Consider the following 16,523-nt stretch of genomic DNA (forward strand, 5'->3'; position numbering starts at 1 on the left):
CACCGATGTGTCAAACCCTTGTGCGGCGCCGCCGCGCCTCGGGCGGAACGGGCGTTTTACTTTGCATGGGGTTGTTTCGCATGTTTTGTCTGGCCGGCCGCGTTACGCCCGCTTCATCGTCCGGAACGTGATGGAGTAACGGCGCGCCTCGACCGGCGGGATACTGTGCTCCCATTGCGAGCGTGCCTCGCCTTCCATCATGTACAGCGAGCGCGGCTGGGCCTCGCGCGTGTGGCGCTGCCATTTGTCCCCGCTGCGGCGGCGGAAGCGGAGTCTGCAGGCCGAGCCGAGCGACAGGCCGAGGATCTTGTCGAAGTGCGGCTTGTCGCGGTGCCAGCCGATGCCGACGCCGGCCTCATACTCGGTGCAGAGCACCTGCCGGACGCTGGCCTCCGGCAGCTTCGCCCAGGCCTCGGCCTGACGCGCGACGGGCAACAGCCAGTCCGGAATCGGCTCCGCCTCGGCCAGCCGCTGCAGCGTGTAGTCATAGCGATAGCCGAACGACGCCACCCGGCGGTTGCCCTCGAACGCCCCGAACTGGAAACGCTCGAGCGGCAATGCTGCGATGCGGCCGATCAAGGCCTGCTCGACGGCGGCTTCGATAAAATTGTCCATGTAGCGAAGGCCGGTCGGGCCTTCGTCAGGGACGGCGAACAAGCCAAGCTGCGTCATTCCTCGCATTTCCGTGATGGAACCTAATGGCGGCTGATGCGACTTACATATGACGCGGGAAGAAACGTGCGAGGCTGTCATGGCACACAAACATACCGCCGATCCGGCAGAGATCATGCGGGCGACCGGTCATCCTGAGCTGGAATATGCCGCCGGTTGGACCATCGCTGGTCTCGTCACCATCGGCACCATCGTCGCCGCCTGGGTGTTCGCGATCTAGACCGCAGGGAATTGCAGCTCGAAGGCCGCGCCCTCGTCGGTCGGCTTGAGCCTGATTGAGCCGCCATGGCTCGCCATCACCGCGCGCGCGATCGCAAGCCCCATCCCGGTGCCCCCCTGGTCGCGGCGGGTGGTGAAGAACGCATCAAAAATCCTGTCGCGGTTCGGTGCCGAGATCGGCTCGCCGTCATTGCTCACCGTCAGACGCAAGGTCGTGCGTTCGTCGACAGCCTCCAGCCTGATTGTCCCAGCCTTGTGCCGCATCGCGTTGTCGGCGAGATGCGACAGCACGATCAGTGCCTTTTCACCGGACATGCCGATGGGGCGGTCGAGGCTGCCGCTGGCCTCGATGGAGCTAGCCGGAAACCTGTTCCTGAGGTCGGCGATCACGGGCGCGAGCTCCGTGCGCTCGTTCTGCGGCAGGCTCTCGGCGCGCGCCAGATCGCGCAGCCGCTGCGCCATCGCTTCCAGCCGCTGAGTGTCGGACAGGATGTTGGCGATGAATGTCTTCTGCTCGGCCGGCGTCAGTCCGTCAGACCTGCCTTGATAGGAATCCTGCAGCAGCTCGGCTGCGCCCTTGATCGAGGTCAGCGGCGATTTCAGCTCGTGGGTGAGATGGGCCGAGAACGTCGCGATATAGTCGGAGCGCCGCGCCAGCTGCTCGGCCATGCCGAGGAAGCTGTGCGAGAGCTGGGCGAACTCACGCGTGCCGTAATGCCGAAGCGGCTGGAAGGCCTCGCGGTCGCCGCGGCCGATCCGCGCGGCGCGGTCGATCAGCTCGCGCATCGGCAGGGTGATGGTGCGCGAGAACACGAGGCCGATCGCGATCGTGCCGAGGATCACGGCGAGCCCCGCCAGCACGAACTTTGCCCGCTCCTGGTAGAGATGGTCGAAGATGTTGCTCGGCGTCCGCGTGGTGTAGATCACGCCCGCGACGCGGTTGTTGACGATCACCGGCATTGCCGAGAACACGTGCACGCCGAGGCCGCGGCTGAAGGAATAGATCGGGGGCGGCGGCTTGTCCGGCACGCGGTTGCGCAAGGTGGCCCGATACTGCCCGTGCAGCGCGTCAGCGACCTCCTCGATATGGGCGAGCGATTGGCCGACCTCCTGCCGCCCGGCGATGACGACGCCTTGCGGATCGAGGATACGAAAGCCCGCCAGCGTCACCTTCTGGGTCTCGCGGATGATCGGCGACAGTCTAGCGCCGATCTCGATATAGGCCGCCTGCGCCGGATGAGGCGCGGCCTGCGCATCCGGTCGCCGCCGCAGCAGATCGTTGGCGGTGAGGTCGAGCGCGGGGCGGATCGGGGTGACCTGGTCGCCGGGGTCGGGCAGCACGTTCGGCGGCACCTCGGCGCCGAGCGTCAGGCCGCTGTCGAGCCTGGCCGTGACCTCCTGCGCATAGATCGTCGCCAGCACGCGGCTTTGCGCGATCAGCTCGGCCTGGGTCTGGCGGATCAGCTGGTTGTCGTAAAGGCGGAAGAAGAACAGGCCGACCAGCGGCAGCACGCCAACGGTGGTCAGCACCGTGAAGATCACGAGGGCGAGCGAGGGCCGCCATTTGTCGGGCGCCGCGCTCATGCCGCTTTCTCGCAGCGGCCGAGCTTGAAGCCGACCCCGTGGATGGTCTCGATCACGTTGTCGCAGGCCAGCACTGCGAGCTTGGCGCGGATGTTGCGGATGTGGCTGTCGATGGTGCGGTCGGAGACCTGGATGTTGAGCTGATAGGCCGCCCGCATCAGCTGCTCCCGGTTGAACACCGAAGTTGGCCGGGTCAGGAACGCGCGGAGGATGCCGAACTCGATCGCGGTCAGCTTCAGCGGCGTGCCGGCGAAGGTCGCGACATGCTGCTCGGGATCGATCAGCAGGCCGCCTTGCGACAGCGCGGCCGGGCCCGCCTTGGCCTCGCCATTGCGCGGGCTGAGCCGGCGCAGGATGACGTTGACCCGCGCCACCAACTCGCGTGGGCTGAACGGCTTCGTCACGTAGTCGTCGCCGCCGATCTCGAGACCGAGGATGCGATCGATCTCCTCGTCGCGCGCCGACAGGAACAGGATCGGCACGTCGGACGCCTTGCGGATCTCGCGGCAGACATCGAGGCCGTCGAACTCGGGCATGCCGATGTCGAGCACGATCAGATCGGGCCTGTCGGCGGCAAAGCGGCTGAGCGCCTCCTTGCCGTCGCGGGCCTCGATCACGTCCATGCCGGCCTTCTTCAGCGCAACGCGGATGACCTCGCGGATATGGCCTTCGTCGTCGACGATGAGAATGCGATGCGCCAAGAAAGTCTCCGCTCACCCTGCCGGCCGGCTGCCGGACTGATCTTTCGCCTGCGCGTCCAGCCTGCGCTGCAGCCGCCAGCTGCGAAAGCCCCAACTTCGCCAGGCCAGATCCTGGCGCTGCAGTTCTACAAGGCGGTTGCGTCGGGACACAAGACAGTAGCCTCGTGCCGAAAGATCGCTGCCCTTCGCGTTCGCCAGGAGTTCAATGGCCTTGTCGATCGCAGGCAGCGCCTGCGGCCCGAGCGAGAGGAGATAATTGGTGTCGAGCTGCACGCCCTTACCTGAAGCTTCCTTGCTGTGCGCCACATTATAGTCGGCAATGAAGGCGTCGAAGTTCACCAGCGCGCAGCCATACAGCACGATCGCGAGCGCGGTCAGATTGACGCCCACGAGCCAGCCGTTGGACCGGCCGAGCGCGATGCGGGCGACGATCAGGAGCAATCCGAGCGCCACCAGCCCCATCCAGATGAAGGCCGCGATCCGCCAGTAAGTCAGCATGTAGATATCGACATACAGGTCGAGGCGAAGGATGGAGGAGGCGACGAGAAGGACGTTCTGGCCGACCCAGAGATAGACCAGCGGCCGGATCACCGACGATTTCTCGGCCGGCCCGCCCGGGCGCATCGCCACCAGCACGAACGCCGCGGCGAGCAGGGCGGTTACGATCAGCGGATAGGCGCCGCGATGCGCATAGCCCGCATAGGTCAGATTGTCCGGCAGCGCCATATGGCCCCAGAGATAGATGCCGTCGAGAATGGACTGCGCCGCGAACAGCAGGTTGAACAGGATCAGCGAGCGCAGGATGGTGGAGGGACCAAGAAACTCCGCCGAGACCAGAGGCGGGAGCGGCGGCGGCACAGGTCCGTCCGCGACGGCGGTGGTGACGATCGTCTTGCGCCGCCAGCGCACATGGATGAACGGCCAGACCAGCGCCAGCATCAAGGCCCAGAAAAGTACGCGCGGGATGCTGATATATTGGAGGATGAGTTTCGGATTGAGCATAAACACCCATTGCTCGATCACCGGATTGGCCGCGGCGAACAGCGCGACGAAGACCGTGCTGAGTGCTGCAGGGAGCAGCCAGCGCGCGATGCCGCGGGTCAGCGCCGACGCGTTGAACACCTGGGGCGCATCGAGGAAGAACCTGAAGGGCCCGAGCAGGACGAAGTTGCGCAGCGCGCGGACGCGGTCGGCGAGCCCGGTCGTCTCCGGATTGGTCGCAAGCAGCAGGGCGATAAGCAGCGCCGCGCCGAGGATCAGCAACGAGAGCGCGTTGAGCTCCTCGACGGCCGGTGCGAGGCCGGCGATGAGAATGGCTGTGCCGATCAGGGCGCGCCGCAGGTTTAGGGCCGCGTGATTGAAGAGCACCGACACGCAAGCCGTCGCGACGGCAAAGAGGGCCAGCGATAGGCCGATCCGGTGGCCATAGAACAGCCAGTCCGCCAGCGCGGCCAGCACCAGCGCGAGGCCGAGCTTGGCCGGAATGGAGGAATGCCTGAGCGGCTGGAGGTCCGCTGCTATCGTCGAAGCCAGGCTCGTCATATCCGGAAGACCTTTCGTGATGGGTGGCATCACGAAGTCTGAAAGGTGCTTGTGCAGAAGCCGAGATCATCGTTTGCACGGTTTCAGGAGTCTTTTGCAGATTTCGTGCAGGCACGCGTTTGCCTCTCGCGGAGCGCAAATCGCTTTGATAGGTGCGAAGCATCGCCACTCCCAGCGCGTGATGCATCATGCAATTCCTCCGCCGTATCGGTCTCATTCTGCTCTGGCTTGCCGCACCCCTGGTCGCATTCGTGGCCGCGAACAAGAACGATCCCTATCTGGTCGCGCTCCGGGGCGCCGGAAACGTCGCGCTTGTCGTCGCAAGCCTTGTGATCGTCATCCTCCTGCTGCGCGGAGAACGGTGGCGCACTATCGCGGGCAAGCTGCTCGTCACGCTCTGGTGCCTGCCGCCGCTCCTGATGTCCGCCGCGCATCTGAAGTTCGAGCTGCGCAAGCACGACGTTCTCGGCGCAAGCGCCGCCGAGGCGCGACAGCTCGGGCCTCATTTCATGGTCGGCTATTCCTCGTTTTCCGAGGTCGCGCGGCTGGCCGAGCAGGGATTGATCGGCGGCGTCTATGTGACCCGGCACAACATCCGGGGCCGGACGATTGCGGCGCTACGTGCCGAAATCTCGGCGCTTCAGGATATCAGGCGCGCGGCGGGCCTGCCGCCGCTGGTCGTGGCCGCCGACCAGGAAGGCGGCATCGTCGGGCACCTTGCCCCGCCGCTCACCAAGGTGCCGGCGCTGGCGACGCTCACCGGGCTGGCTCCCGACGACCAGCAGGCCAAAGCGGAAGAATTCGGCCGCATCCACGGACACGAGCTCGGCGCGCTTGGCGTCAACCTCAATCTCGCGCCGGTGCTCGACCTCAAGCCGCCGGCGAGGCGCAACCGTCTCGATTTCCACACGCTGATCGGCCAGCGCGCAATTGCAACCGATCCTGCTGTCGTCGGCACGATCGCAAGCGCTTATGTCCGCGGGCTGGAAGAATCCGGCGTCGGTGCCACGCTCAAGCATTTTCCGGGCATCGGCCGCGTGCGCACCGACACGCATCATTTCAGCGCCAATCTCGATACGCCAGTCGGGGAATTGGAAGCCTCCGACTGGCTTCCGTTCCGCGATGTGCTGTCGCATTCGCGCAGCGCGCTGATGGTCGGGCATGTCACGCTGACCGCGGTCGATCCCGACCGCGCCGCCTCGCATTCCAAGCGCGTCGTCGATGGCATTCTCCGGGACAAATGGGGCTACCAGGGCATGGTGATGACCGACGACTTCGTGATGGGTGCGATCTACCAGAACGACGTCTGCAAGGCCGTGGTCGAGGCGATCAATGCCGGCGTCGACCTGCTGCTGGTCGCCTATGACGGCGCGCAGTTCTATCGCGTCTTCGCCTGCGCTCTGGACGGGTTGCGGCACGGCAGGCTCGATGCGGCGATGCTGCGCGCAAGCGCGACGCGTCTGGAAAGAGGATTTCCGATCGAGCAGGCCCGAGGGGGTTCTGGCGCGATCAGCCTCGCCCGTCAGGACTAAAGCATGATCCGGAAAAGTGCGCAGCGGTTTTCCGAAAAGATCATGCTTAAACAAAAAGCCAAAGCGCGATGACGATTCGTCCTGATCGTATCGCGGTTTAGCCTTTCGCATACTGACGGTAGTCCGGCTCCCGGTGAAACCAGAATTCGTAGCCGGTGACGGCCTTCTGCATGGCGACGTCGTGGATCGGCTGGTTGAGCGGAACGACCGGGACGTCGCGGATGCAGAGCGCAATGAAATCCTTCACGGCCTGGTCGTACTCGGCCGTATCAGCGGTGAAGCGGGCCTTGTCGATGAGCACGTCCATCTCCTTGTTCTGGTAGGAGGAGATGTTGAAGATCGAGTTGTTGCCGTGGAAATTCCAGTAGAAGTAATATTCGGGATAATCCAGCCAGCCGCTGAAGCGGTTGAGCGCGAGCGGCAGCTCCTTCTTGTTCAGCGTCGTCCGCCAGTTCGCGCCGGGGATCTTTTCGATTGCCGCCTTGATGCCGATCTTGGCGAGGCTCTCCTGGATCAGGATCGCCGTCGGTTCGCCGACGGTCGCGGTGCCTGTGTCGAGTGACAAGGTCGTCTCCACGCCGGAGGCGAAGCCGGCTTCCTTCATCAACGCCTTGGCCTTGTCGAGATCGGTGACATAGGGAAACGGCTGCGGCCAGACCGGCTTTGAAACGTCGGCGGCGCCGCCGTACATGGGAACGGCACGGCCGAAGAACGCGCTGCTCTGGATCTGCTCATATGGCATCGCCCAGGCGATGGCCTGGCGCAGCTTGACGTTGTCGAACGGCGGCTTTGCGGTGTTCAGAGCAACGTACCAGAGCGCATTGGGGATCGGCACGCCCGACACCTTGACCTTGCCTTCCCTAATGAGCTGGTCGAAATCCCGCGGCGCAAAGCCGCTCGACAAGTCCGCATCGCCTCGCTCCAGCATGGCGCGGCGGGTCCCGCCGGAGGGGACGTCGCGTGCGATCACGCGCCTGATCTTCGGCAACGGTCCGCTCTTCCAGTCGTCGAAGCGTGCTAGCACGGTCTCGCTGCCAGGCTTCCAGCTCTCGATCCTGTAGGCGCCGCCGCCGGCCTCGTTGTTCTTCAGCCACGCCAGCGCCCACGGGTCTTCGGCCGTCGCATTTTTCTTCGCCAGCTCGGAATTGATGATGAACGGCACCACGACGGCGACGTTGAACAGCAGCATCTTGTCCTTGCGGACATAGTCGATGCGGAAGGTGTGGTCGTCGACCACCACGAACTGCTCGGGCTTTTCCAGCGATCCCGCGGACATCTGGAAGGTCGGAAAGCCGCCGACCTTCACCGCGCGGTCGAACGACCATTTGACGTCCTTGGCCGTGACCGGCGACCCGTCGTGGAACTTCGCATCTTTTCGGAGGCGGAAGGTGCAGGACATGCCGTCGGCCGCGACCTCCCAGCTCTCGGCGAGTTCGGGCGCGAGCCTCTCGCGATCATACGACAGCGTTCCGTCCGGCAGCGTCTTGGAGGCGTAGGAGAGCAGGCGGTCGTAGCAATTCCACGATAGCCCGTTCACGGTCTGGTTGGAGCCGACGCCCTGCATGTCCAGCGAGTTCGGACCCAGCTCCTGCACCACCAGCAGCGTTTCGCTCCGGCCCTGCGCCCAGGCGAAGGGAGGGGCGACGGCACTGATGCCGGCGGCACCCACGCCGCCGAGCAGCACGCTGCGGCGGCTCATATGGAAGGGTGAACTGCTCATGGGTGCCTCCTGTCCGGCAATTGTCCGGCATCGAGAGGCAAGGTGTGTGCCACCGGCACGAATGATCGTACCGTGTCCGTGGCCGGCCGCCCCGCGCGACGGCGCGAGGCGGTTTCATTCGGTGCGTCTGCGCGCGCCAGGCGCTTCCTATTCGGCCTGCTCCAGTGCGGCAGGCATCTTCGCAACCGACATCAGCGATCGCGCGACCTGATTGAGCAGGAGATCGGCGTTTTCTTCTTCGGCGAGGGATTTGGAGAGCAGGGCGACCACTGCGCTATGCCGGAGCTGCTGCGCCAGGTTGCGCGCGGTGGTGTAGCCGGACATCTCGTAATGTTCGACGCGTTGAGCCGCAGAAATCAGTGCGAGGTCGGCGGCCGCGTCCTCCTTTTCTTCGCCTTCCTTCATGACCTCCTGGCCTTCCTCGATGAGGCCCATCATGCCCTTGCAGGGCTTGGCGCGTGCGTTCTCGCCGAGCAGCTCGAAGCACTCGTTGATGCGCTCGATCTGATTCTCGGTCTCGGTCAGATGCTGCTCGAATAATTCCCGCAGCTGGTCGAAGCGGGCGGCCTGCGCCATCTTGGGAAGCGCCTTGGTCAACTGCTTCTCGGCATGGAGAATGTCGCGCAGTTCATGGAGCAGGAGATCGGTCAGGCCGGCTTCGTCGACGGGCGGTGAGCTTTCCGTGACGATCGGCGTGCCGGCGCCGGGATCGGCGGACTGCAGCGCAGGCGATTCCGTGAACACCCAGTCCTCACCCTCGTTCCAGGGACCGCGGGTGTCGATTTCGCCGTGGTCACCGCTGCCGGTGGAGTCGTTGAAGTACTGGTTCACGAGGCCGGGCGTCGGCGCGAGCCTGCCGACGCTGAAGGCCGGCTTCGACAGGCTTTCGAGCGCTCGCGCGAACGCCTTCATATGAGTGATCTCCCGCGTCATCAGGAACTGGAGCGCGTCCTTGCTGCCGGCGTCGTCGCAGAAATTGATCAGCCGTTCATAGACGATCTTGGCGCGCGCCTCGGCGGCGATGTTGCTGCGGAGATCGACGTCGAGCTCGCCGGTGATCTTGAGATAGTCGGCGGTCCAGGGATTGCCTTGCGAATTGAACAGGTTGACACCGCCGCCGCCGGCGATCGCAATCAGCGGATCGGCTTCCGCCGCCTGGCGGTCATTCTTCGAAGGCGCAAGATGCATCCGCGCGAGACAGCCGACGACTTCGAGATGGCTGAGCTCTTCGGTGCCGATATCCATCAGGAGATCCTTGCGGTCGGGGTCCTCGCAATTCAAACCTTGAATCGAATATTGCATCGCTGCCGCGAGTTCCCCGTTGGCGCCGCCGAACTGCTCCAGCAGCATATTGCCGAAGCGGGGATCGGGTTCGTCGACACGCACGGTGAACATCAGTTTCTTGACGTGGTGATACATGGGAAGGCTCGCGCTCTGAGGGAAACTATGCGCGTCAACCGACCCTCGGAATGTTCGTTCCTAGCTCTCGCCGAGATTCAGATCCGGTGCTGCGCGAAGGAGTGAAGCGGAGCGCATATGCACGTTCGTTGGTGCCGGCGAGATCTCTATGATCCCGCTGCTGCGCGGCCCTATGCTGCCCGCGCGATCAGTCCGTCAATCATCGCGCGCACGAGGCCAGCGATTTCCTTGCGCAGCGCCGGCAGTGGCACGGCGACCAGCTTCTGCTCCAACCCCAGCGCCACCATGCCATGGACCGCCGAGAACAGGCTGCGTGCGGTGATGCCGAGCTCCTCCGGGCCGCGCTTTGGAAACAGCGCGGCCAGCGGCTGGTAGATGTGGCGGAACAGCCGCATCTGGTCGTCGACGGACCAGTCGGGGACGACCTTGTCGGCCTCCATGCGGTGCTCGAACAGCGCGCGCCAGAGCTGGAGATTTTCCGCCGCGAAATCGCAATAAGCGATGGCGATGCGGACCAGGGTCTCCTGCGGCGAGGGGGCGCCCGCGCCTTCCGCCACGCTCAGCGCCTCGTCGAGCCGGAGCAACGTGCGCGACCCCACACGCAGGATCAGCTCATCCATATCGGCCACGAGATTATAGACCGCACCATTGGCGCAGCCGATCTCGCGGGCGAGATCTCGGGTCTTCAACCCCGGCAATCCACGGTCCGCGATCATCCGTTCCGCCGCCAGGATCAGGTCGACCCGCAGTTTCTCTCGACGTTCCAAGGCTTTAGACATGCATTGGTCAAATTCTTGAGCGTTGCTCAAAATTCTCTTGAACAATGTTCAAGGTTGTTGCTACAAAGTATCTGTGAGCAACGCTCATAACAGGGAGCAACAGATGTTCAAGACCGTCGTGACACTTTTCCGCGGCAGCGTGGCCGCCGCGGGCGAAGAGCTGGAGGACCGCACGGCCCTCCTCATTCTCGACCAGCAGATGCGCGATGCGGCCGCGGCCGTCGAGCGCAGCAAGCGGACGCTGGCGCTGGCGATCGCGCAGGATCAACAGGAAGGCCGCAAGCTCGAGGCGACGATCGCCCGCATTGCCGATCTCGAGACGCGCGCGGTTGCGGCGCTCGACGGCGGCCGCGAGGATCTCGCCAGGGACGCTGCCGAAGCCATCGCAGGCCTGGAGGCCGACCGCGATGCGGCAATGACGGCCCGCGCCTTGTTCGCGACCGAGATCGCCCGGTTGAAGCGGCACGTCGCGACCGCGCAGGCCCGCATCACCGAGCTCGATCGCGGCCGCCGCGTCGCCCGAGCCTCGGAGGCGGTACGCTCGCTTCGGCGCAGCGGCATCGAGGCGGCACGCCCTTACGAATCCACGCTGCCGGAGGCGGAGAGCACCCTGCGGCGCCTGCGCGAACGGCAGATGGAAACCCAGGCCGCCGATGATGCGCTGGTCGAGCTCGACGCGGCCACCGGTCCGCTCGCCACCGCCGAGAGATTAGCCGAGCAGGGTTTTGGCCCACGGTTGAAGACGACTGCGGACGACGTGCTGGTCCGGTTGAAGTCCAAGCGCGCGCCGACTGCCTGATCCCCAATCCCATCATCATTCGAACCAACAGGAGACCGTCATGAACCAGAACGGCCAACCCCATAGCAGCGCCTGGGTGACCTTCACTTACGCGTCCTTCGCAGCCTCCGCGTTCCTCGTCGCCATCGGCATCTTCTTCCTGCCGATCGACCTCTGGATGAAGGGCTATCTCACCATGGGCATCGTCATGCTGATCCAGACCTGCATCACCCTGACCAAGACCGTGCGCGACAATCACGAGAGCAGCCGGCTGGTGAACCGCATCGAGGATGCCAAGGCCGAGCGTTTGCTGATGGAGGTTTCCAAGGCGGCTTGAAAAATGTGCCTTGCGCCAATCGGACGACGAGCAGGAGAGCCGCGGAGCGACGCGCCGCGGCTCTCGCGTCCAGGGCCACCCGGAATGACGTCTTGATCGTGCCTCGCGGTCCGCATCTCGCATTGTACTTCGAACGCAGGTGCGATATGGCTCTCGCGCTTTCCAGAGGCGGAGACGAGCTTTGTCGAAACAATCGCTGCGTGAGGAGGCCGAGCGCCTGATCCGCGAATCGATGGAAAAGAAGACCATCGTCGTCAAGCAGGGCGCGACCCGCATCGAGGCCGTCTGCGGCAAGTGCGGCGCGCCGAACCGGGTCCAGGCGGAGAAAGGCCAGACCCGGGTCAAGTTCGCTTGCAAGAATTGCGGGCACCAGCAAGAGACGCTGTAGGGCAGTTGCACGAACTTGCCGCGCCGCGAACACTCCAACCCCTCATCCAGAGGAGCCCGCTGAAGCGGCGTCTCGAAGGATCGAGGCCGGGCTGCTGCAGCCGGGCCTGCATGGTTCTCGCGGCGATGCGCAGCATGGTCCGCCTCGCGCGCAAGGGCGCGCTCCTCACCATGAGGGTCTGACAGTTACTTCCCGTCCACGAACCTCGTGAACGCATCCGCGTAATCCGGGTGCCAGCGCGACAGCGGCGGCCGGTTCTCGACGATGTCGCCGGCGGCCCATTGCATGCGCTTCTCGTCGAGCGCGCGCGGCACGTCGTTGTCCGGGCACAGGATGTAGAAATCGCCCACCTCCAGCCGCGCCAGCATGAAATCGACCGTCTGCTCCGGCGTCCAGGCGCCGGCCGGCTTCTCGGTGCGTCCTTTCGCGGTGAGGCCCGTGAAGACGAAGCCGGGGATCAGCAAATGTGCCGTGACGCGACAGTCTCTCGTGTTGCGCAGTTCGTGCTGGAGCGCTTCGGTAAATGCCTTCACGCCGGCCTTGGAGACATTGTAGGCGGGATCGCCCGGCGGCGTGGTGATGCCCTGCTTCGAGCCCGTGTTGATGATGAGGCCGCACCTGCCGCGTGCGATCATGTTGGGCGCGAAGATGCGGGAGCCGTTGATGATGCCCCACATGTTGACGGCGATGACGCGCTGCCAATTGTCGGGTTCGCCGAACAGCGTGCTGCCCGGCTGGATGCCGGCATTGTTCATGAGCAGGTCCGTTCCGCCGAACTGCGCGGCCACGGCGCGTTCCAGTTCCCTCACGCTCTCCGCGCTGCTGACATCGACGGCGAAGGTCATCACGTTTGTGGCAGACGTGACGGATGAGAGTCTTGTTGCGGCGTCCGCCAGACGTTCGCGGTCCACGTCCGCGATACACACCTTCATGCCCGCGCGCGCGAAGGCCGCGGCGGCGGCAAATCCGATTCCGGATGCGCCACCTGTAATCACGGCGACATTGTCTTTGATGATGGCGGGATGGGGCATGGATCATCTCCGGGGAGGACTCTTCATCGAGCTATAACATGGCAGCAGTCCGACCCTGCACAAGTTGGCATGGGAGGTCTTCGTTCAGCGCTGCCTTTACGCCTTTCCGGCACGGCTGTATCCTCCACTCCAACGATCCCGCCCAGATCGAACCAATCAATTACCTGACAGGGAGTGCAGCCATGGCTGTGTCGCAGGCTATTCCGATCACGCGCCATCCGTTCGCGAATGGGTCCTACAAGCAGATGCTGATCGACGGGAAGTGGGTTGATGCAGCCTCAGGCAAGCGCTTCGAGACTCATAATCCTGCCACCGGCGAATTGCTCGCAACCGTCGCCGAGGGCGACAAGGAAGACATCGATCGTGCGGTTGCCGCCGCCCGCCGCGCCTTCGAGGGGCCCTGGAGCAAGGTGAAACCGTTCGAGCGGCAGAATCTGCTGCTCAAGCTTGCCGACCTCGTCGAGAAGAATTTCGACGAATTGTCGCAGCTTGATACCCTCGATATGGGTGCGCCTCTCAGCCGCACCCGCGCCTATCGCCTGCGCGCCGTCGGCATGCTGCGTTATTACGCCGGTCAGACCACGGCGATCCACGGCGAGACCATCGAGAACTCGCTGCCCGGCGAGATCTTCTCCTACACGCTGAAGGAGCCGATCGGCGTCGTCGGCGCCATCATTCCCTGGAACGGCCCGCTCACCGCGACGATCTGGAAGATCGGCCCGGCGATCGCGACCGGCTGCACCGTGGTGCTCAAGCCCGCCGAAGAGGCGCCGCTGACCTCGCTGCGCATCGCCGAGTTGGCGATGGAGGCGGGCATTCCGCCCGGCGTCATCAACGTCGTGCCCGGCTACGGCGAGACCGCCGGCGCCGCGCTCGCCTCGCATCATGACGTCGACAAGGTCGCCTTCACCGGCTCGCACGTCACGGGTCAGTCGATCATCCGCGCCTCCGCCGGTAACTTGAAGCGTGTTTCGCTCGAGCTCGGCGGCAAGTCGCCGGACATCGTGTTCGCTGACGCCGATCTCGACGCCGCCGTGCCGGGCGCGGCGATGGCGGTGTTCGCAAATTCGGGCCAGATCTGCAGCGCCGGCACGCGCCTGTTCGTCGAGCAGTCGATCTACGAGGAGTTCGTCGGCCGCGTCGCCGAGTTCGGCAAGAAGCTGCAGGTCGGCAACGGCCTCGATCCCAATGTGCAGATCGGCCCGCTGGTGTCAGAGCAGCAGCTCGAGCGCGTCACCGGCTATCTCGATATCGGCCAGAAGGAAGGCGCGAGGGCGCTCGCCGGCGGCGGCCGCGTCACCGAGGGCGCGCTGTCGAAGGGCTTCTTCGTCTCGCCGACCGTGTTCGCGGGCGTTCAGGACAACATGCGCATCGCGCAGGAGGAGATTTTTGGCCCCGTCATCTCCGCGATCGCATTCAAGGACATGGACGAGCTGGTCAAGCGCGCCAACAACACCACCTTCGGCCTCGGCTCGGGCCTGTGGACGCGCGACGTCAGCAAGGCGCATGCGGTTGCAAAGTCGCTGCGCGCCGGCTCGGTGTGGGTGAACTGCTACCAGGCGATGGACCCGGCCGTGCCCTTCGGCGGCTACAAGATGAGCGGCTATGGCCGCGAGTCCGGCAAGCAGCATGTCGAGGAATATCTCAACGTGAAGTCCGTCTGGATCAAGACGGCCTAGCACTTGTTCTCTCCCGCCTTCCGCGGGAGGGAATATCTGCTTTTATGGGGGCGGCGCCTTTTCCGGGTGCCGCCCCTCGCGATATGATCCGCATCCTTCCAAAGAAACTCGGGGTCAGCATGAAATTCGAGGCGTTGTTTAGACCGTTGCAGGTCGGTCCGTACAAGCTTGCGCATCGCGTCGCGATGGCACCGCTGACACGCATGCGGGCCGAGCGCGAGAGCTTTTCACCGCGCCCGCTCAACGCCGAATATTACGGCCAGCGTGCGACGCCGGGCGGCCTGCTCATCGCCGAGGCCTCGCCGGTGCTCTCGCACGGCCGCGGCAATCCGGCGACGCCCGGCATCTATTCGGAGGCGCAGATCGCCGGCTGGCGCAAGGTGGTCGATGCCGTGCACGCCAAGGGCGGCATCATCTTCCTCCAGCTCTGGCATGTCGGCCGCGTCTCGCATTCCTCCTTCCACGGCGGCGAGCTGCCGGTTTCGGCCTCGGCGATCCCGATCAAGGCGGAAGGCATGAAGGCGATGACGGCCGACGGCAAGATCTCGGACTATGAGACGCCGCGCGCGCTGGAGACCGGGGAAGTCAAGGGTATCGTCGAGGCCTTCAGGCAAGGCGCGAAGAATGCGCTCGCGGCCGGTTTCGACGGTGTCGAGATCCACGGTGCCAACGGCTATCTGCTCGAGCAATTCCTGCAATCACGCAGCAACCAGCGCACCGATCAATATGGTGGATCGATCGAGAACCGCGCCCGGCTGCTGCTCGAGGTGACGCAGGCCGCGATCGACGTTTGGGGTGCGAACCGCGTCGCCGTGCGGCTGTCGCCGCATGGCATCGCCAACGATTCCGGCGAGCCCGATCCGATGCCGCTCTATACCCACGTGGTGAAGGCGCTCGACAAGCTCGGCCTCGCCTATCTGCACTTCATCGAGCCGCGATCGAGCGGCTCGGGTCGCGCCGAGGTCAACTGGCAGAATGTGCCGTCGGCGATGCTGCTGTTCCGTCCGCTCTACAGCGGCGTGCTGATGACCGCCGGAGGCTTCACCGGCGAGACCGCGAATGCGGCGATCGCCGACGGCCATGCCGACATCATCGCCTTCGGCCGCATCTTCATCTCCAATCCCGATCTGCCGCGCCGCCTGCAGCACGACTACCCGATCACGCCGTACAACCGCGCGACGTTCTATGGCGGCGAGGAGAAGGGGTACACGGATTATCCTGTTTATGACGAGCTGACGCCGGCGTAGTTCGGCTGTCATTCCGGGGCGATGCGTAGCATCGAACCCGGAATCCATCTCTCCGTCTGAACAAGCCGCCTGATGGATTCCGGGCTCGCGACTTTGTCGCGCCCCGGAATGACGATCGTATTGTCTGCAATGACAACGGAAAGACGTTCATGGCCAAAGCCGCAGCCGCCGCAGGGATCGCCACCGGCCAATGCCTCTGCGGCAAGGTCACCTTCGAGATCGATGTCCCCGCACGCTGGGCCTGGCACGATCACTCCGCCGCCAGCCGCCGCGCCCATGGCGCGGCCTATGCGACCTATGTCGGAAGCTGGAAGAAGCGGTTTCGCATCACATCCGGCAAGACCGCTCTCACCCGCTACGAGGACAAGTCCACCAAAGCCACGCGCAGCTTCTGCTCGCAGTGCGGCACGCCGATTGCCTATGAACGACCGCGCGGTCCGCACATGGTCAACATCCCGCGTGCGCTCTTCAGGGAGCGCACCGGCCGCCAGCCGCTCTATCACATCGCGATCGAGGAGCTGCAGGAATGGGCCTATACCGGCGAGCCGCTGGTGCCGCTGAAGGGCTTTCCGGGCGTGGTCTGGCAGCGCTCGAAAAAGAAGAAGCGCGCGGGCGGCGAGGACCCGTTCGAGCTGGGCCGGGAGGAAATTTAGCTCCACTCTCATGCCCCGGACGCGGTGCGGCACGAAGTGCCGCGCCGCCGAGCCGGGGCCCATGCAGCGGAGAATGCGGTGAGCAACTGGGTCCCGGCTCTGCGCCGCAACGCTTCGCGCTGCGTCGCGTCCGGGACACGAGAGCGGGGCTTCCATGCAACGCAGCCATGAGCACGCTTCCTTGCGCGCCTCCCGCGACTTCGGCCATCATGCCGCCGTCCTTGCGGCAACGTCCGCTCCTG

General features: G+C 64.8%; 16 protein-coding genes. 8 read left to right on the plus strand and 8 right to left on the minus strand.

Going from position 1 to position 16,523, the window contains the following annotated elements; genetic code table 11:
• Nucleotides 1-102 precede the first annotated feature (102 nt).
• Nucleotides 103-672: an alpha-ketoglutarate-dependent dioxygenase AlkB gene (locus tag XI03_RS10780; protein WP_271592131.1), complete on the minus strand. Its 570-nt coding sequence runs from the start codon at nucleotides 670-672 to the stop codon at nucleotides 103-105.
• A gap of 79 nt (nucleotides 673-751) precedes the next feature.
• Between XI03_RS10780 and XI03_RS10785 the strand changes: the two genes are divergently transcribed.
• A complete protein-coding gene (locus XI03_RS10785) occupies nucleotides 752-892 on the plus strand; it encodes a hypothetical protein (RefSeq protein WP_018321489.1) in 141 nt (46 codons plus the stop codon).
• Here XI03_RS10785 and XI03_RS10790 read toward each other — a convergent pair.
• Genes XI03_RS10790 through XI03_RS10800 form a run of 3 tightly spaced genes read right to left on the minus strand, consistent with a single transcriptional unit; the run spans nucleotide 889 to nucleotide 4,718 of the window.
• Nucleotides 889-2,475: an ATP-binding protein gene (locus XI03_RS10790; protein ID WP_095425190.1), complete on the minus strand. Its 1,587-nt coding sequence runs from the start codon at nucleotides 2,473-2,475 to the stop codon at nucleotides 889-891. The genes XI03_RS10785 and XI03_RS10790 overlap by 4 nt on opposite strands.
• Nucleotides 2,472-3,176 carry a response regulator transcription factor gene (locus tag XI03_RS10795; protein WP_038947561.1) on the minus strand — a complete coding sequence of 235 codons (705 nt, stop codon included), beginning with the start codon at nucleotides 3,174-3,176 and terminating at the stop codon, nucleotides 2,472-2,474. The genes XI03_RS10790 and XI03_RS10795 overlap by 4 nt, the downstream gene beginning before the upstream one ends.
• 12 nt (nucleotides 3,177-3,188) lie before the next feature.
• The gene (locus tag XI03_RS10800) at nucleotides 3,189-4,718 is read right to left on the minus strand and encodes a DUF4153 domain-containing protein (RefSeq protein ID WP_028140029.1); all 1,530 of its coding nucleotides are present in this window, start codon (nucleotides 4,716-4,718) and stop codon (nucleotides 3,189-3,191) included.
• Between the two features lie 188 nt (nucleotides 4,719-4,906).
• Between XI03_RS10800 and XI03_RS10805 the strand changes: the two genes are divergently transcribed.
• Nucleotides 4,907-6,250 (plus strand): glycoside hydrolase family 3 N-terminal domain-containing protein, encoded by a 1,344-nt coding sequence (locus XI03_RS10805; RefSeq protein ID WP_271592132.1) that lies wholly within the window; start codon nucleotides 4,907-4,909, stop codon nucleotides 6,248-6,250.
• A gap of 97 nt (nucleotides 6,251-6,347) precedes the next feature.
• Here the strand turns inward: XI03_RS10805 and XI03_RS10810 are convergent, their stop codons facing one another.
• The 3 genes from XI03_RS10810 to XI03_RS10820 all read right to left on the minus strand — a co-directional run bounded on the left by XI03_RS10810 (nucleotide 6,348) and on the right by XI03_RS10820 (nucleotide 10,168).
• A complete protein-coding gene (locus tag XI03_RS10810) occupies nucleotides 6,348-7,970 on the minus strand; it encodes an ABC transporter substrate-binding protein (RefSeq protein WP_271592133.1) in 1,623 nt (540 codons plus the stop codon).
• Nucleotides 7,971-8,117: 147 nt separating this feature from the next.
• Complete coding sequence (locus XI03_RS10815; RefSeq protein WP_028140032.1) at nucleotides 8,118-9,389, minus strand: DUF892 family protein; 1,272 nt, start codon at nucleotides 9,387-9,389, stop codon at nucleotides 8,118-8,120.
• A 170-nt stretch (nucleotides 9,390-9,559) separates the two neighbouring features.
• A complete protein-coding gene (locus tag XI03_RS10820) occupies nucleotides 9,560-10,168 on the minus strand; it encodes a TetR/AcrR family transcriptional regulator (RefSeq protein ID WP_271592134.1) in 609 nt (202 codons plus the stop codon).
• Nucleotides 10,169-10,271: 103 nt separating this feature from the next.
• Here XI03_RS10820 and XI03_RS10825 point away from each other — a divergent pair, with 103 nt between their 5' ends.
• The 3 genes from XI03_RS10825 (at nucleotide 10,272) to XI03_RS10835 (ending at nucleotide 11,671) form a co-directional block, all read left to right on the plus strand.
• On the plus strand, nucleotides 10,272-10,967 hold the full coding sequence (locus tag XI03_RS10825; protein ID WP_104464877.1) for a PspA/IM30 family protein: 696 nt from the start codon (nucleotides 10,272-10,274) through the stop codon (nucleotides 10,965-10,967).
• 40 nt (nucleotides 10,968-11,007) lie between these two features.
• The gene (locus tag XI03_RS10830) at nucleotides 11,008-11,283 is read left to right on the plus strand and encodes a YiaA/YiaB family inner membrane protein (protein WP_014491840.1); all 276 of its coding nucleotides are present in this window, start codon (nucleotides 11,008-11,010) and stop codon (nucleotides 11,281-11,283) included.
• Between the two features lie 181 nt (nucleotides 11,284-11,464).
• Complete coding sequence (locus XI03_RS10835) at nucleotides 11,465-11,671, plus strand: hypothetical protein (RefSeq protein WP_008145196.1); 207 nt, start codon at nucleotides 11,465-11,467, stop codon at nucleotides 11,669-11,671.
• 185 nt (nucleotides 11,672-11,856) lie between these two features.
• On the opposite strand, the gene XI03_RS10840 is transcribed toward XI03_RS10835, so the two are convergent.
• Nucleotides 11,857-12,702, minus strand: coding sequence for an SDR family NAD(P)-dependent oxidoreductase (locus tag XI03_RS10840; RefSeq protein ID WP_271592135.1), 846 nt, complete (start codon nucleotides 12,700-12,702; stop codon nucleotides 11,857-11,859).
• 182 nt (nucleotides 12,703-12,884) lie between these two features.
• Between XI03_RS10840 and XI03_RS10845 the strand changes: the two genes are divergently transcribed.
• From XI03_RS10845 to XI03_RS10855, 3 genes are all read left to right on the plus strand, one after another.
• On the plus strand, nucleotides 12,885-14,381 hold the full coding sequence (locus tag XI03_RS10845; protein WP_028140036.1) for an aldehyde dehydrogenase family protein: 1,497 nt from the start codon (nucleotides 12,885-12,887) through the stop codon (nucleotides 14,379-14,381).
• A 119-nt stretch (nucleotides 14,382-14,500) separates the two neighbouring features.
• A complete protein-coding gene (locus XI03_RS10850; protein WP_028140037.1) occupies nucleotides 14,501-15,628 on the plus strand; it encodes an alkene reductase in 1,128 nt (375 codons plus the stop codon).
• Between the two features lie 149 nt (nucleotides 15,629-15,777).
• Nucleotides 15,778-16,281: a GFA family protein gene (locus XI03_RS10855; RefSeq protein ID WP_271592136.1), complete on the plus strand. Its 504-nt coding sequence runs from the start codon at nucleotides 15,778-15,780 to the stop codon at nucleotides 16,279-16,281.
• Nucleotides 16,282-16,523 lie beyond the last annotated feature (242 nt).

Origin of the sequence: Bradyrhizobium sp. CCBAU 65884 (genome assembly GCF_028128835.1) — a bacterium.
GTDB lineage: Bacteria > Pseudomonadota > Alphaproteobacteria > Rhizobiales > Xanthobacteraceae > Bradyrhizobium > Bradyrhizobium ottawaense.

Coding starts and splice junctions, on each gene's coding strand:
- XI03_RS10815 (WP_028140032.1), bottom strand. CDS start 9,389: ATGTATCACCACGTCAAGAAACTGATGTTCACCGTGCGTGTCGACGAA.
- XI03_RS10850 (WP_028140037.1), top strand. CDS start 14,501: ATGAAATTCGAGGCGTTGTTTAGACCGTTGCAGGTCGGTCCGTACAAG.
- XI03_RS10830 (WP_014491840.1), top strand. CDS start 11,008: ATGAACCAGAACGGCCAACCCCATAGCAGCGCCTGGGTGACCTTCACT.
- XI03_RS10780 (WP_271592131.1), bottom strand. CDS start 672: ATGACGCAGCTTGGCTTGTTCGCCGTCCCTGACGAAGGCCCGACCGGC.
- XI03_RS10840 (WP_271592135.1), bottom strand. CDS start 12,702: ATGCCCCATCCCGCCATCATCAAAGACAATGTCGCCGTGATTACAGGT.
- XI03_RS10810 (WP_271592133.1), bottom strand. CDS start 7,970: ATGAGCAGTTCACCCTTCCATATGAGCCGCCGCAGCGTGCTGCTCGGC.
- XI03_RS10820 (WP_271592134.1), bottom strand. CDS start 10,168: ATGTCTAAAGCCTTGGAACGTCGAGAGAAACTGCGGGTCGACCTGATC.
- XI03_RS10785 (WP_018321489.1), top strand. CDS start 752: ATGGCACACAAACATACCGCCGATCCGGCAGAGATCATGCGGGCGACC.
- XI03_RS10825 (WP_104464877.1), top strand. CDS start 10,272: ATGTTCAAGACCGTCGTGACACTTTTCCGCGGCAGCGTGGCCGCCGCG.
- XI03_RS10845 (WP_028140036.1), top strand. CDS start 12,885: ATGGCTGTGTCGCAGGCTATTCCGATCACGCGCCATCCGTTCGCGAAT.
- XI03_RS10855 (WP_271592136.1), top strand. CDS start 15,778: ATGGCCAAAGCCGCAGCCGCCGCAGGGATCGCCACCGGCCAATGCCTC.
- XI03_RS10805 (WP_271592132.1), top strand. CDS start 4,907: ATGCAATTCCTCCGCCGTATCGGTCTCATTCTGCTCTGGCTTGCCGCA.
- XI03_RS10790 (WP_095425190.1), bottom strand. CDS start 2,475: ATGAGCGCGGCGCCCGACAAATGGCGGCCCTCGCTCGCCCTCGTGATC.
- XI03_RS10800 (WP_028140029.1), bottom strand. CDS start 4,718: ATGACGAGCCTGGCTTCGACGATAGCAGCGGACCTCCAGCCGCTCAGG.